General features: G+C 62.8%; 16 protein-coding genes. 15 read left to right on the forward strand and 1 reads right to left on the reverse strand.

The features are described from left to right. Positions 1 to 48: 48 nt before the first annotated feature. The 10 genes from IHE39_RS14075 (at position 49) to dapA (ending at position 10,155) form a co-directional block, all read left to right on the forward strand. On the forward strand, positions 49 to 738 hold the full coding sequence (locus IHE39_RS14075; protein ID WP_210322412.1) for a maleate cis-trans isomerase family protein: 690 nt from the start codon (positions 49 to 51) through the stop codon (positions 736 to 738). A gap of 22 nt (positions 739 to 760) precedes the next feature. Continuing rightward, on the forward strand, positions 761 to 1,645 hold the full coding sequence (locus tag IHE39_RS14080) for an ABC transporter permease (RefSeq protein ID WP_192566880.1): 885 nt from the start codon (positions 761 to 763) through the stop codon (positions 1,643 to 1,645). Between the two features lie 15 nt (positions 1,646 to 1,660). Next, positions 1,661 to 2,605 (forward strand): ABC transporter permease, encoded by a 945-nt coding sequence (locus IHE39_RS14085; protein ID WP_184770960.1) that lies wholly within the window; start codon positions 1,661 to 1,663, stop codon positions 2,603 to 2,605. A gap of 4 nt (positions 2,606 to 2,609) precedes the next feature. Further along, complete coding sequence (locus IHE39_RS14090) at positions 2,610 to 3,674, forward strand: ABC transporter ATP-binding protein (protein WP_184770962.1); 1,065 nt, start codon at positions 2,610 to 2,612, stop codon at positions 3,672 to 3,674. Further along, complete coding sequence (locus tag IHE39_RS14095) at positions 3,671 to 4,705, forward strand: ABC transporter ATP-binding protein (protein WP_192566881.1); 1,035 nt, start codon at positions 3,671 to 3,673, stop codon at positions 4,703 to 4,705. The genes IHE39_RS14090 and IHE39_RS14095 overlap by 4 nt, the downstream gene beginning before the upstream one ends. Then, positions 4,705 to 6,213, forward strand: coding sequence for an aldehyde dehydrogenase family protein (locus IHE39_RS14100; protein WP_184770966.1), 1,509 nt, complete (start codon positions 4,705 to 4,707; stop codon positions 6,211 to 6,213). Before IHE39_RS14095 ends, IHE39_RS14100 begins: the two co-directional genes overlap by 1 nt. A 31-nt stretch (positions 6,214 to 6,244) precedes the next feature. Next, a complete protein-coding gene (locus tag IHE39_RS14105) occupies positions 6,245 to 7,255 on the forward strand; it encodes a membrane dipeptidase (RefSeq protein WP_192566882.1) in 1,011 nt (336 codons plus the stop codon). A gap of 4 nt (positions 7,256 to 7,259) precedes the next feature. Next, on the forward strand, positions 7,260 to 8,900 hold the full coding sequence (locus IHE39_RS14110; protein ID WP_246485477.1) for a phytoene desaturase family protein: 1,641 nt from the start codon (positions 7,260 to 7,262) through the stop codon (positions 8,898 to 8,900). Beyond that, positions 8,888 to 9,187 carry a muconolactone Delta-isomerase gene (locus IHE39_RS14115; protein ID WP_192566883.1) on the forward strand — a complete coding sequence of 100 codons (300 nt, stop codon included), beginning with the start codon at positions 8,888 to 8,890 and terminating at the stop codon, positions 9,185 to 9,187. The genes IHE39_RS14110 and IHE39_RS14115 overlap by 13 nt, the downstream gene beginning before the upstream one ends. 65 nt (positions 9,188 to 9,252) lie before the next feature. Next, positions 9,253 to 10,155 (forward strand): 4-hydroxy-tetrahydrodipicolinate synthase, encoded by a 903-nt coding sequence (gene dapA, locus IHE39_RS14120; RefSeq protein ID WP_192566884.1) that lies wholly within the window; start codon positions 9,253 to 9,255, stop codon positions 10,153 to 10,155. 27 nt (positions 10,156 to 10,182) lie between these two features. Here dapA and IHE39_RS14125 read toward each other — a convergent pair whose 3' ends face one another. Further along, a complete protein-coding gene (locus IHE39_RS14125) occupies positions 10,183 to 10,674 on the reverse strand; it encodes an IclR family transcriptional regulator (RefSeq protein ID WP_192566885.1) in 492 nt (163 codons plus the stop codon). 220 nt (positions 10,675 to 10,894) lie between these two features. Here IHE39_RS14125 and IHE39_RS14130 point away from each other — a divergent pair, with 220 nt between their 5' ends. The 5 genes from IHE39_RS14130 (at position 10,895) to IHE39_RS14150 (ending at position 14,748) form a co-directional block, all read left to right on the forward strand. Continuing rightward, positions 10,895 to 11,545, forward strand: coding sequence for an extracellular solute-binding protein (locus IHE39_RS14130; RefSeq protein ID WP_192566886.1), 651 nt, complete (start codon positions 10,895 to 10,897; stop codon positions 11,543 to 11,545). Between the two features lie 203 nt (positions 11,546 to 11,748). Next, on the forward strand, positions 11,749 to 12,483 hold the full coding sequence (locus tag IHE39_RS14135; protein WP_192566887.1) for a hypothetical protein: 735 nt from the start codon (positions 11,749 to 11,751) through the stop codon (positions 12,481 to 12,483). Continuing rightward, positions 12,480 to 12,875 carry an ABC transporter permease subunit gene (locus tag IHE39_RS14140; protein ID WP_192566888.1) on the forward strand — a complete coding sequence of 132 codons (396 nt, stop codon included), beginning with the start codon at positions 12,480 to 12,482 and terminating at the stop codon, positions 12,873 to 12,875. Before IHE39_RS14135 ends, IHE39_RS14140 begins: the two co-directional genes overlap by 4 nt. Next, on the forward strand, positions 12,872 to 13,132 hold the full coding sequence (locus IHE39_RS14145) for an ABC transporter permease subunit (RefSeq protein WP_192566889.1): 261 nt from the start codon (positions 12,872 to 12,874) through the stop codon (positions 13,130 to 13,132). Before IHE39_RS14140 ends, IHE39_RS14145 begins: the two co-directional genes overlap by 4 nt. A gap of 275 nt (positions 13,133 to 13,407) precedes the next feature. Beyond that, positions 13,408 to 14,748, forward strand: coding sequence for a TolC family protein (locus IHE39_RS14150; RefSeq protein ID WP_192566890.1), 1,341 nt, complete (start codon positions 13,408 to 13,410; stop codon positions 14,746 to 14,748). Positions 14,749 to 14,769: the final 21 nt, after the last annotated feature.

The following is a 14,769-nucleotide window of genomic DNA, read 5'->3' on the forward strand; positions in this document are numbered from 1 at the left end:
AGGGAGAGTTTTCACATGATGTTAGGTTGGCGGGCCAGGATTGGTCAGATGCGTCCGGCGACGTCCATCGAGGGCGCGGAAGAGTGGCGCTCGGTGGCACCGGTCGGTGTTGCCTTCGCCGACGCCCGCACCATCGTTCCGCGCGTCGATGACGCCGGGCTGCGGGTGATGATGAGCCAGGTTCTCGAGGCATCGCGTCAGCTTGCCACCGCCAAGGTCGACCTGATCGTCCAGTGTGGCGCACCAGGTACCTTTCTGCGTGGCCCCGGCCATGACGAGCAGGTCGTGGCCGAGATCGAGAAGGAAACCGGCATTCCCGCGATCACCATGATGGCCGCGATGATGGATGCGCTCAAGGCGGTCAACGCCCGCAAGATCGCTGTCGGCACGATCTACTCCGATGAGGTCAACGCGGCGATGACCAGCTACATGGAGGCACACGGTTTCCAGGTCCGCGCAATGGGCGGTCTCCAGATCACCGACCCATTCGAGGCCAGCCTGCACGATTCCGACAGTGCCTATCGCCTCGGTCGGCAGGTGTTCAAGGAAGCTGGCGATGCCGACGCGATCCTGATCTCGTGCGGCACCTACCGTACCTTCGAAATGATCCAGTATCTCGAAATGGACACCGGCGTGCCGGTGATCTCCAGCAACCAGGCGACGCTGTGGCGCGCACTGCGTTACCTCGGCCTTCGCGACCAGATTCCCAATCTCGGGAAACTCTGGTCCGTCGCCTAGACCGCGCTTGGGGAGGATAGCGATGTCAGAGGCAGCAACAACCGCAGGCGGCGAGGGCACCAAGCGCTCGTTCGACTTCGGCAGGCTCTTCCGCAATGGGACTTTGGTGACCGGGGTCGGCATCCTTGCCGTGATGATGTTCGTGGCGATCTTCGCCGACATCATCGCGCCGCATGATCCGTTTCGTGCTAACCCCATTGCTCGCTATCTTCCCCCACTGTCGCCCGGCTATTTCCTCGGCACCGACGAACTCGGCCGCGATATTCTGAGCCGCCTGATGTATGGCGCGCGCCTCGCTCTGCTGGTCGCGGTCGTCCCGACGGTCATTGCGCTCGTCATCGGCGGGGCGGTCGGGCTGTTCGCCGGCTATGCCGGTGGTGTCTGGGACAGCATCGTCATGCGTATCTTCGACGTGATGTTTGCTTTCCCGGGCATTCTGCTGGCACTGGGTATCAGCGCTGCGCTCGGGCCCGGGCTTTCATCGATGATCATCGCCATGATCGTTGTTACCATCCCGGCTTTCGGCAGGATCGTTCGCGGCGTCGTGCTTGGCGTCAAGGAGGAGCTTTATGTCGAGGCCGCAACTGCGCTTGGCTATGGTCACCTCAGGATCGCACTGCGTCACGTGTTGCCCAACGTACTTGCCCCGGTGCTGGTCTATGGCACGTTGCAGACCGGCCGAAACGTCATCTTGGCGGCGAGCCTGAGTTTCCTTGGTCTTGGCCCTCAGCCGCCGACGCCCGACTGGGGCCAGATGCTTGGCGGCGGCCGCATGGCGCTCGCCACCGCAGCCCACGTTGCCACCATTCCAGGACTTGCAATCGCACTGCTGGCCATCGGCTTCAACCTGCTGGGCGACGCCGCAAGAGACCTGCTCGACCCGCGCATGAAGCGCGACCGCGACTGAGCTTAGGAAATCGAGATGTTGTCCTTTATCGCACGTCGCGCCTTGCAGACGATCCCCGTGATATTTGGTGTCACGCTGGCGACGTTCCTGCTGTCGCAGATCATCCCCGGCGACCCGACCGACATATTGCTCGGGCCGGGCGCTTCCGAAGAGGCGAGGGCGCAATTGCGCCAGGCACTCGGCCTCGACCGTTCCGCCCTCGGCCAGTACCTGCTCTATCTGCAGAACCTCGTCCATGGCGACTTTGGCCAGTCGCTGACCTTCTCCAAGCCGGTTTCCGAAGTGCTTGCCTCACGCATGATGAACACCGCGCTGCTCGCATTTGCCGCCATCGTCCTGGCTTCGGTGCTCGGGGTCGCGGCAGGTACGTTCGCTGCCCTCAAGCCCGGATCGCTGCGCGATCGTGCACTGACAGTTGTTGTGTTGTTCCTGAACTCAATGCCGTCCTTTTGGCTCGGACTTCTGCTGATCCTGGCCTTCGGTCTCCAGCTTCGGCTGCTGCCCGTCAGCGGCATGACCTCAGGTGACGGCGGCTTCGTCAACTTGCTCGCGCATATGTTGTTGCCGACGCTAACGCTCGCCGCCTGGTCGCTTGCCGCGATTGCCCGGATGACGCGTTCCTCGCTCCTTGACGTCATCGGCAGCGACTATGTCCGCACCGCCCGTAGCCGTGGCATCGGCGAATGGCGTATCGTCTTCTTCCATGCCCTGCCAAACGCTATGCCGGCCGTTATCACAGTGATCGGCATGCAGATGGGCTTCCTGCTCAGCGGCGCCGTCATGACCGAGACTGTGTTCTCTTGGCCCGGCATTGGCCTTGCGATGTACCAGGCCATCTCGACGCGGGATATCCCGCTGATCCAGGGCGGCATCCTCCTTCTCGCGGTGGCGTTCGTCCTGATCAATTTCACGATCGACATCCTGTACGCCTACTTCAACCCCAAGATTAAGCTGGCCTGATCCGATGAACGCCATTTCAACGTCCATGGATGCCGTACGCCCTTCGCCGGTGCTGGAGGTCTCAGATCTTCGCGTAAGCTACGGCAGTACGCTGCGCTCGGTTCACGTCGTTAACGACGTGTCTTTCGTTGTCGGTCGCGGCGAAGCACTTGGCATTGTCGGCGAGTCCGGCTGCGGCAAGAGCCAGACCATGCTCGCCGTGCTCGGTCTTCTGCCGGCGAGCGGGCGCATCAGCGCCGGCAAGGTGAAGTTCGAGGGCCAGGACTTGGCCGCGCTGTCGGCGCGACAGTTCCGCAGCCTGCGGGGCAAGGGCATGGCGCTGATTTCCCAGGATGCGCTGTCGGCGCTCAATCCGTCGATGACAATCGGTACACAGATGGCCGAGCCGATGATCCACTATGATGGCATGAGCCGGAAGGCGGCGCGCGATCGGTGCATCGAACTGCTCGACCTTGTCGGCATTCCAGGGGCGGCGGCTCGATTGGGCGCCTATCCGCACGAGCTGTCAGGCGGCATGCGCCAGCGCGTGTTGATCGCAACCGCGATCAGCGGCAATCCCAAGGTGCTTATCGCCGACGAGCCGACCACGGCGCTCGACGTGACCATCCAGGCCCAGATCCTGCGCCTGATCGATCAGCTGCGCCGCGAGCTTGGCATGGCGCTGGTGATCATCACCCACGACCTCGGCGTCGTTGCCGGTGTCGCCGACCAGGTGGCGGTCATGTATGCGGGGCGCGTGGTCGAGTCAGGATCGACGGACGCCATCTTCAGCGAACCGCGCCATCCCTATACGCGCGCCTTGCTGGAGGCGATCCCCAAGCTCGATGAGCCAGCCGACAAGCGCCTGACCCCCATCGCCGGTCTGCCGCCAGATCCACGCCGCCCACCATCAGGCTGTGCCTTTCACCCGCGCTGCCGGCTGGTGCAACCGGCCTGCCGCGAGCAGCTGCCGGCGCTTGAAGCCAAGGACGCCGGAAACGGCCATCTCATCCGTTGTTCGGTCGATCCTTGGGCAAGATCCAATATGGCGCCAGTCCGCGGCATCGCGACATCGGGAGGGGTGTCATGACAAATCTCGACACCAGGTCTTCCATCCGGGTCGATGACCTTCATGTCCAGTTTCCGATCCGCAGCGGCTTTCTCCGCCGTCCGACCGGCGCCATCCGCGCGGTCGATGGCGTGTCTTTTGAAATTCCGGCGGGCTCGACCGTCGGCCTCGTCGGCGAAAGCGGTAGCGGCAAGTCCACAACTGGCCGGGCGCTGCTCGGACTGGCGCCGGCAAGCAGCGGTTCGGTGAACATCTTCGGCCAGGACCTTGCCGCCCTCAAGACGGAGCGCGGTGCACTGCCGCGTATCGGGCAACTGGTGTTCCAGGATCCTTATGCCAGCCTCAATCCGCGTATGACTGTCGGCGCGACATTGCGCGAAGCGCTTGTCTACCACCGTATCGTTTCCAAGGCCGATTGCGGCGCCTTCGTGCAGGAGTTGCTCGACAGCGTCGGCCTGAGGCCGGAACTCGCCGCCCGTTACCCGCTCGAACTGTCAGGCGGCCAACGCCAGCGTGTGGCAATTGCCCGGGCGCTCGCCGTGCAGCCGGAATTCATCGTGCTCGACGAGGTGGTCTCGGCACTCGACGTCAGCATCCAGGGGCAGATCCTCAATCTGCTGATGGACCTGCAGAAGAAGCGCAAGCTGACCTACCTGTTCATCACTCACGACCTCAGCGTCGTCAGGCATGTGTCGAACCAGGTCGTGGTGCTCTATGGCGGCAAGGTGATGGAGATCGCGGGACGTGATCGGCTTTTCGCTGCCCCGCACCATCCCTACACCCATGCGCTGCTTTCGGCGGTGCCTGTTCCCAATCCGCAGATCGAGCGCAACAGGGCACGTATCGAAGTGCGCGCCGAGCCGCCAAATCCGATAGCACCGCCGAGCGGCTGCCGGTTCCACAAGTCATGCCAGTTCGCGACGGAAGAGTGCCGCAGTGTCGAGCCGAAGCTGCGCGAAGTTGAAAAAGGACATCTCGCCGCCTGCCATCACATGCAGAGCGCCACAGTCCGCCGCGCGCTTGGTGCCGGCATCGCAGGAGTAACCGCGTGATGGACGCCAAGACAGAAGCCCGGGCCAAGCAGGAGACGGGCATCGTGACGGTCTTCACCTCCTTCGTCGATGGCAGTGCCTTGCCAGCCAGCGGCAACTCCGTGCCACTGGTCGATCCGGCTACCGGACAAACCTGGGCCTACGCCCGCCTCGATCCGGCATCGGCTGACGCGGCGATCGCAAGTTCCGCCGCCGCGCGGGAGTCTGGTGAGTGGGCAGACCTCACTGGGGCCGAACGGGCTGCATTGTTGCGTCGGCTGGGCGATCTCATTGCCGCCAACGCCGAGGAACTGGGCCGTCTCGAAAGCCTGGCCAACGGCAAGCCCAACCGGGCGACCTTTGGCGAGATACGGGCGACGGCGCGCTGGTACCATTATTACGCCAGCCTTATCGAGACGCATGATAGCGCCACTCGCGAGATCGGGCGCAGCGTCGAGGCACGCATCGAACGCGAACCGCTCGGCATCGTCGTTGCCATCACACCTTTCAATGGCGCCCTGTCGCTGGGATCATGGAAGCTGGCGCCGGCGCTTGCCACCGGCAATGTCGTCATCCTCAAGCCGCCTGCCGAAGCCCCGGCATCGAGTATCCGCCTGGCCGAGCTCGCCATCGAAGCGGGTTTCCCGCGCGGTGTCGTCAATGTCGTGATCGGCGATGCGGCGATCGGCGAGGCGCTGGCCACGCATCCCGATACGGCGATGGTGACCTTCACCGGCAGCACGGCGGTGGCACGGCAGTTGGGCGCCAAGGTTGTCGGCGCGATGAAGCGCTTCGTTTGCGAGGCTGGCGGCAAGTCGGCGCACCTCGTCTTCGAGGACGCCGACATCGGTTCGGCTGTCATCGCAGCCACGCAAGGTGCTTTCTCGGCAACCGGACAGACCTGCGTCGCGGGCTCGCGTCTGCTGCTGCACGCCTCGATCGCCGGCGAATTCCTCGAGCTCTACCAGGCCTCGATCAGCCGGCTGCGTATCGGTGATCCCAAGGCGGCCGATACGCATGTCGGCCCCGTTGCTTCGGCACGGCATCTCGCCCGGATTGCAGGTTTCGTCAGCGGAGCCGTGGCTGAAGGCGGCCGCGTGCTCGTCGGTGGCAAGTCCCCAGCGATGCAAGGTCCGCTCGCCGAGGGCTGCTGGTTCCAGCCGACCGTCATCGTCGATGTTACCCCCGACATGCGGATCGTGCGCGAGGAAGTGTTCGGTCCGGTCGTCACGGTCCAGACCTTCGAAACCGAGGATGAAGCCGTAGCTCTCGCAAATGCCAGCGAGTTCGGACTCGCCGCTGGTTTCTGGACCACTGACATGCGCCGTATCAGGCGCGTCAGCCGCAAGCTCAAGGCCGGAACAGTCTGGGTCAACACCTACCGCGCCATCGACGTCCGGATTCCCTTCGGTGGCTACAAGCAATCCGGGCTCGGCCGGGAGAACGGCCCCGAAGCCCTGGACGAATTCACGCAGATCAAATCGGTCGTTACCGACTACGCACCGGCGATCGACCCCTTCGCTTATTAGAACAAACGTCAAGTACTGAAAGGACTGGCAGATGGACCACCAAAGCGCGCAGCTACGAGCTCCGATCATCGTCGACGCATTGCAATTCAACAAGCCGGAGCGCGCCCGCTTCCTCGAATGGCAGAAGGGACGCGTCGGCTGTGTGCACGTGACGCTGGCGATCTGGGAATCGGCGCGCGAAACACTGTCGGCCATCGGCGAGTGGAACCGCCTGCTTGAGAACAACGCCGACCTGATCGCCCTGGCGACCACCGCAGACGAGATCGAGGCCATTGCCGCCTCTGGCAGGACTGCCATCGTCTACGGCTTCCAGGACACCTCGCCCTTCGAGGACGACATCGAGCTGATCGAGATCTTCTACAAGCTCGGCGTCCGCATCGCACAGCTGACTTACAATGTGCAGAACCGCATCGCCTCTGGCTGCTGGGAATCGGATGAAAACGGCGTGTCGCAGTTCTTCGGCCGCAACGTGATCGCCGAAATGAACCGTCTCGGCATGCTGATCGACGTGTCTCACTGCACCGAGCGCAGCTCGAGCGATGCTATTGAATACTCCTCGCGGCCTATCGCCATCACGCACGCCAACCCTTCGGCTTTCGTCGGCACCGACATCGAATTGAACCGCCGCAACAAGTCGACCGCGTTGATCAAGCGTCTCGCCGAACGCAACGGCGTTCTCGGCCTGTCGATGTATCCCAAGATCATGCGCGATGGCTCGAATTGCACACTCGACACCTTCACCGAGATGGTCGCGTGGACCGTCGAAACCATTGGTATCGACGCCGTTGGCATCGGCACCGACTTCTATGACGGCTGGCCGGTCAGTGAGATCAAGTGGTGGCGTGCCGGACGCTGGGCTCGCGAAAGCGCTGTTCCGATCACGGGCTTTTCGAGCTGGCCGTCCTGGTTCCAGTCGCCGGTCGATTTCCCAGCCCTGATAGACGCGCTGGAAAAGCGCGGGTTCTCGTCTGAAGAGGTTGCGAAGATCGCTGGGGGCAACTGGGTGCGCCTCTTCCGCGAAAGCTTCGCGCCGATGCAGTGAGGACATGATGGCTTCGAAGGATACGGGCGCCGGTCTGGACGTCATTGTCATTGGTGGAGGCCACAACGGCCTCGTTGCGGCCGGCTATCTGGCGAAGGCCGGCCTGAAAGTCGCGGTACTGGAGGCGCGGGATATCCTCGGAGGGCCATGTGGCGCCATCGAGTTCCTGCCTGGCTTCCGTAGCTCGATCACCAATTCGCCCGGGTCCTTCGAGCCGCGAATTCTCCGTGACCTCGACCTCGAAGGTCACGGATTGCGTTTCCACCGCACCGACCCCAACGTCGTCCATGCCTTTCCACAGGGATGCTTCATCGGCTGGCGCGACCGCGACGCGGTCGCTGCCCAGCTCGACGCCTTTGCCCCGGGGGAGGCCGCCCGCTACAGCAGCCTGCTATCGCGACTGGAGGAGCTTGGCCGCCATCTCGGCGTCTCGGTGTTCGAGCCCTCGCGCAGTCTTGCTGCGATGGCGCGGAATGTGCCGTTGGCTCAGGAGCGCCTGTTTGAGCAGGTGTTCCTCGGCAGCCTGCGCGAACTGCTCGACGAAAATCTCCGCTCCGAACAGGCCAAGGCGCTGCTGGGCATGGTTGCGCTCAACGCGACATTGGCGCCGCCTTCGGCACCTGGTACTGCCATCGGTTTGATGATGCGGCCGATTTCGCTCGCATCGTCGCCGGCGCTCGACGCCAACGATCCAAGGCGGACCGCGCTGCGTGGTTCGACCGGCCTGCCGATCGGCGGCATGGGTGCAATCATTGATGCTCTCCGAAGCGTACTGCTTGCGCATGGCGGCGAGGTCCACATCAACACGCGGGTTGCCTCAGTGCTGCACGAGCATGGTCGTGCCGTCGGCGTCGTCACTGCGTCAGGGCGGGAGTTCCGCGCACGGCGGATAATCTCGGCAATCAATCCACGGACGCTGTTTGCCGACATGCTGGATGACGCTGCCGTAGGGGCTGAAATGCGTCGCGAGGTTGCCGCGGTGACAATGCGTGGCTCGGCCTTCAAGATGTTCCTCGCGCTGGATGGTTTGCCGAGCTATCGCGGCCTGCCTGATGGGGTGAGCTCGGAGCAGGTCGCCGGAACTCAGTTCCGAATTGCCTCGTCGCTCGCGCATATCGAAGATGCCGTACTCGACGGTCTCCGCGGCGTACCGTCCGACGAGCCGATCATGTGGGGGCTGATCCCGAGCGTCTCGTCGCCGGAACTCGCACCGGCAGGCAAGCATATCTTGAGCGTCAATGTCTGGCATGCACCCCACGATCTGCGCCAGGGCAATTGGGATGCCGAAAAGGAAGTCTTCGGCCGCCGCTGCATCGACGTGCTAAGTCGCTTGCTGCCGGATCTCAAGGAGCGGATCGTCGGCCATCATTTCATGAGCCCGGTCGATCTCGAGCGTGAACTCGGACTCGTCGGCTCCAACATCACCCATGGCGACATGCTGCCCAACAACCTGTTCGGCGCGCGCCCTCATATTGCCGCCAATGATTATCGAACGCCGCTGGATGGCCTCTATCTGAGCGCGTCGGGCACCTGGCCCGGCGGCTACGTCACCGGCATCCCCGGCCACAACACGGCCGCGGCCGTGCTTGCCGACATCGCCAACGCCACCCACAGACACGTCAGGGGAGCTTCATGGAATTCCTAGTCAATATCACGCTCAAATGGTCCGAAAACATGGACCCGGAGCTCAAGGAACGGATCATCGTCGAGGAGCGGGCACACGCCGCCGAACTGATCAAGCAAGGTCATCTCGTGCGGATGTGGCGCGTGCCGGCGCGGTTCGAGAACTGGGGGCTGTGGCGGGCCAGGGATGCCACCGAACTGCACGACATCATCTCCGGGCTGCCGGCGTTTCCCTGGATGATTCAGGTCAACGTGCATCCGCTGGCGCGCCACGCCGTGGATCCAGCGCCCTACGTCGCCGCCGCCTAGCCCTTGTCGTGCCGCCTCTGGAGGCGGAACCCTCCAAGCATCATCTTTCGTCTAAGGCGCAGCCCATGCTCAACGCATCCCAATTGACCGGCATCCTGCCAGCCATTCCGACGCCGGTGCGCTCGGACGGAAGCGTGGATGAAGCGGCCACCAGGAAACTCGTCGGCTATCTGCTGGCGGGAGGCGTCAATGGCCTGCTGCCTCTCGGCGGAACCGGGGAATACGGAGCCCTGTCGCGCGCGGCGCGCATTCGCATGGCATCGGTTTGCGTCGAGTGCGTCGCATGCAGGGTGCCTGTCATCGCTGGCGTGCTCGACCCCGGCTATTACGACGCGCTTGCGGCAGCGCATGACTTCGCATCCGCCGGCGTAGACGCCCTTCTGGTCGTGACGCCCTACTACACCAATCCAACCCAGGCAGGCCTGCGTGACTACTTCCTGCGCTTTGCCGATGAAGCGCCGCTGCCGATCCTGCTTTACGAGATTCCCTACCGTACCCGCATCGCGCTGGACCCTGAGGTGACGCACCTGCTGTCTCGGCACGAGCGCATCATCGGCATGAAGGTCTGCAACACCGACATGTATCATTTCCTTCGTGTGGTCGCCGGCGTCGACAAGGATTTCGCCGTCCTCAGCGGAGAGGACAGCCTGTTTCCACTGCATGTCGCAGCCGGGGCGCATGGCGGCATCGTCGTCACGGCAAGTTTTTTGCCGCGTGCCTGGCGGCGAATGTTCGACCTCGCATCCCAAGGCCGGACCAGGGAGGCATTGCGGCTGCATCAGCAGCTCTTTCCCCTGATCAACCTGGCTTTTGCCGAAACCAATCCGGGGCCGCTGAAGTCGGTGCTCGACCTGATTGGCGTTGACGCGCCCGATGTCCTTGCGCCGCTGGTTCAGCCGGCATCTGGTTTGCAGGCCCGGCTGCGATCGGAAGTCGAGCACCTGCTTGGCGTCTGCGAGAACGCATAGCCCAAAGCGCCGAGGTTATCGCAGGGATCAGTTCAGATGCTCGGCGATCTGAGCCACGGCCGCAACGATCAGTTGGGCATGTGCTGAGCGAGCTTCAACGGTGGCGCGCGCGGCAGGCGTCGAGATGCTGATCGCGGCGATAGGGCGCCGGTCCGGCCCGCTGATTGCGGCGCCCGTTGCAAACACGCCGTCGCGCCATGAGGCGGTGGTGGCATAGCCGCGCGATGCGATGTCGCGCAGTTCGACGAGCAGGTCACTGAGCGGCAACGCCGCTGACACAGCACTCGCCTGGCTGTCGGCCCTGACCGCTTCGCCATAGTTCCGTTCGATGTCCGCCTCCGGCATCTGCGCCAGCATGGCCTTGCCGGTTGCGGTGACAAGCACCGGCGCGCGGCCCCCGAGCGGCTCGACATGGCGCACCGCATGCGGGCTTTCCAGACGTTCGATCAGGACAATTTCGGCATCATCCAGAACCGCCAGATGGATGGTCTCGCCGGTCTCGCGCCGAAGTTTTTCCATCACCGGAACCGGGCGCAATAAGGGAGTGAGGACATGAAGAAATACGTAGCCACAGTTGCGTGCGCAGCGGGCCTATTCGCGCTGGCGCCGTGCATGGCGTCAGTGCGCGACCTGACCATCGTTGCATGGGGTGGGGTCGGTCAGGATGCGCAGCGCGCGGCCAACTTCGAGCCCTATGCCAAAGGCAACTGGCAAAAAGGTTCTGGAGGACCAGACCCCCTTGCTGGCCAAGGTTCGCCGCGTGGTCGAGTCCGGCAATGTGACCTGGGATCTGCTTGATCAGGAATCGGCGGAAGCGGTAATCGGCTGCGAGGAAGGCTTGTTTGAAAAGCTCGACTGGAGCCAGATCGACAAGTCCAAATATGCTGACCACGTCCACAGCGAGTGCGGCTACGGCTTGTACACCGCTGGCAACATTCTGGCTTATGACGGCGACCGTTTCGCCAGTACACCCCCCACCAGATGGGCAGATTTTTTCCACACCGCCAAGTTCCCCGGCAAGCGCGGATTGTGGAATACGCCGAAGGGTGCGCTTGAGGTTGCCTTGATGGGCGACGGAGTTCCGGTCAGCGAAGTCTACAAGGTGCTGCGCACACCGGAAGGTGTCAATCGTGCCTTTGCCAAGCTCGGCTCGATCAAGAGGGAGATCCTGCTTTCGAATTCGGGTGCCGAGTTCCTGAGCCGTCTCGCCAGCGGCGAGTTTGTCATGACCACTGCATGGAACGGCCGTATCGCTACCACCAACGCCACCGACAAGAAGAACTTTAAAATCGCGTGGGATCGACGAGCATCCCGAGCTTCAGGCGGAATATACCAAGCGCACCTTCTACAGCTCGACCAGCCTGGCTTCGCTCGATCACCTTTCCGATGACGTCAAGGCGCAGCTTCCGCTGATCCCCGATCGCCTGAAGAACACAGTGCCGGTGGACGACGAGTTCTGGGTCGAGAACCTGGACAGCCTGACCGAGCGCTTCAACACCTGGGCCGCGCAATAGCCGAACTGAATACCTAAGCATCCTCCCAATGCTGGCGGCGGTCGTTGAACGGCGGCCGCCGCTCTTCTCGGAGAAAGACGTGACCATTCTAGCTAGGACAATGCGAACCAGGTGGGCGTCCAGCTCGCTGCTGATCGCAACCCTCTTTGCGTTCTTGCTTGCCTTCTATTTCTATCCCATCGTCTCATTCCTGCTGCGCAGCGCCAGCACGTCCGAAATCACCGACACCATTCCGGCAACGGCGACCGCACTTGCCCAATGGGACGGTGAAGGCCTGCCGGGCGAGCCGGTCTATGCCGCGCTCGTTTCCGATCTGAATGCCTCGGCGCATGCGGCTGCGATCCTCGGACGTCGCCTGAATGCGCTGGAGCCTGGCATGCGCACTGTCGAGCGCAAGGCAGCCGCCGATCGCGCGCGACCTGACTTCGGCCACGCCCGCCGAGGCGAAGGCGAAGCTGGTCGAAGCGGACGAAAAAAAATGGGGCGCTCCGGCGACCTGGAAGCTTCTGAGGCACGAGACTGGGGTGGCGACCTCCACCTTCCTGCTCGCTGCGATCGATGTGCAGCGAAAAGCCGACACGCTCGTGCTCAAGTCCGGCAACGACGCTCTGTTCCTGCCAATCTTCCTGCGCACCTTGACGATCTCGTTTACCGTTACGCTGATCTGCATCGTTATCGGCTACCCCGTTGCGTGGGTCATCGCCATGGCGACCCCGCGCACAGCCGGCTGGCTGATGCTTTTGGTGCTGGTGCTGTTCTGGCTGTCCATCTTGGCGCGCACCGCTGCAGCTGGAGTTCAACTGCTTCGGCGTGATCCTGGTCATAGTGCACGTGATGCTGCCGTTCCTTGTCCTGCCGTTGTGCAATTCGATCAGGGCCATCCCGAAGTACTATTTCCAGGCCGCGGCCAATCTTGGGGCGCCGCCGGTACGCGCTTTCATGCACGTCATCTTCCCGCTCACCGTGCCGGGCATGTGGGCAGGCGGCTTCATCGTCTTCATCCTGTCGATCGGCTATTACATCACGCCCGCGCTTGTCGGCGGCCCGAACGACCAGATGATCAGCTCGTTTATCGCCTTCTATACCAACCAGTCGATTAACTGGTCGCTTTCCTCGGCGCTCAGCGCCTGGCTGTTGAGCGGCATGCTAGCGCTGGTGATGCTGAGCCAACGCCTCATCGGCCCGATGATCAGGAGAGTGACATGAACACACACCGCGCTGCATCTGGGCGAGGCTGGACGATTTTCGTGCGTGTTTCGGCAGCGCTTGTCTTCGCCTTCATGCTATTGCCGCTGTTGGTGCTGATCCCAGTGTCGCTTACCTCAGAGACGCTTCTGGTGCTGCCAACGCCAGGCTATTCGCTGCGCTGGTATCAGGATGTCTTCCACAATCCGATCTGGCTGAATGCCCTGCGCAACAGTCTGACCATCGCCTCGATTACCACCGTGGTGGCATTGGCCTAGAATAAGGCCGAGGAGAACTCTGTTCCCGGTTTTTAGCGTTCTCGTGTTGATTTGTAAGTCTTTGAGCTGACGTGCCTATTGACGAGGCTACATTGCCCCCCAAGGCTGAGGTCGTATGCTCGCACGAGGTTCCCGATATGGCCTTGCCGGGTAGGGTGGCAACGTACCGTTTACCATGCCTTAACCGTGTTTGTTTACCACCTGGTTACAGTTGGCGGTTTGGCCTTGATCCGCCGCGAAGAAGTGGTCGGAAAGGTAACGGGTTGGCGTCGCTAATGTCCTACTACGGAACGACAGTGGCGGTTTTGAGCGCCTGCCTTGCAGTGGCGGGATGCGCGAATGGCTCCGTGCGGCAGGCTCCCATCGCCCAGACCGACAAGGTCGTGACCGGTAGCGTTGGTGGCCTCACTTCGATCAACACGAATCCTGAGATACTTGCCGCCGACGCGCGGCGCGATGCGGCGCGCGAGGATATAGCGCGGGCGCGGGCGACGATGTTGCCAAATGTGGGCATAGAGGCGAGCGCTGGCGTCGCGACCGGCTATGGCGACGATTTCGACACCCGTACCACCGGCAATGCTTATTCTTATGCGCTGAGAGCCGACTTCCCTCTGTTTCAAGGCGGCAGGGGACAGGCCGCTGTGGCCGCGGCAAAAGCTGAGTATCGTGCGAGCGGCGAGGTCGCCAACGACCGTCGGGTCTCCGCAGCCTATGAGTTGGCGCTTTCTCTTATCGAGGTTCACCGGCAGAAAGGCGCGGTCGAGATCCTGGGCCGGCAGGCAGCCCTTCTCACCAAACTCAAACGCGGCATTGAGACAGAAATGAAGGCGGGAGCAGCCAGCCGCGTGGACGTGGACGATGTCGAACGCCAGTTGTCACGCCTCTCTGTCGAGCGTGAGCGTGCCAGACTGCTGATTGCCCAAGCAAGTCGCACCGCCTTGCGGCTTGGCGTTTCGCCGGAGACCAAACTGCCGGCTGTGGCCAAGCTTTACCTACCGAGCGATGAACAGGACCTCATCGAATTGGCGGTCAACAACAATCCTCGCGTCAGGGAGCGTGCTGCGCGCGCGGATGCTGCCAAGGCCCGTGTCAGTGGGGCGAAAGGTGACTTGTTGCCGACCGTTTCGGCTGGACTGAGCATAGGCGGTGGCCAGGATACGCTTCCCGGCGTCGACCGCAATGTCGTGGGGCGTGGCGAGGTACGGTTCTCCATGCCGATCTACACCGGTGGGCGGGTCAGTGCGACCATCAGGCAACGCAATGACGAGAACCGTGCGGCGGTGTTCGAAGCCGATGCGGCACGAATTGGCGTGACCGCAGCGATCCGTACCGCGTTCGATCGCCGCGCGGTCGCAGGGCGAATGTTCAGCTTGGCTCAGGCAGAAAGGCGTAACGCCGCGTCGGGTCTCGAAGGCGTGCGCGCGGAGCGGAAAGTGGGCGAACGCTCCACCTTCGACGAGATCAGGGCGATCGCCGACCTCGCCAATTCGGAGATCAACCTGAATGGTGCGCGTTTCGACGTGATCGCAGCCGACTATACGCTCGCAGCGGAAACTGGCCTGATCGGTGAGCTTTTCGGCGTGCCGCTCGTCCAGCAGACGGCAACGACTGACTAGTGCCTGTTTGCACTCTTCGCG

Source organism: Aminobacter carboxidus (assembly GCF_014863355.1).
Classification (GTDB): domain Bacteria; phylum Pseudomonadota; class Alphaproteobacteria; order Rhizobiales; family Rhizobiaceae; genus Aminobacter; species Aminobacter carboxidus.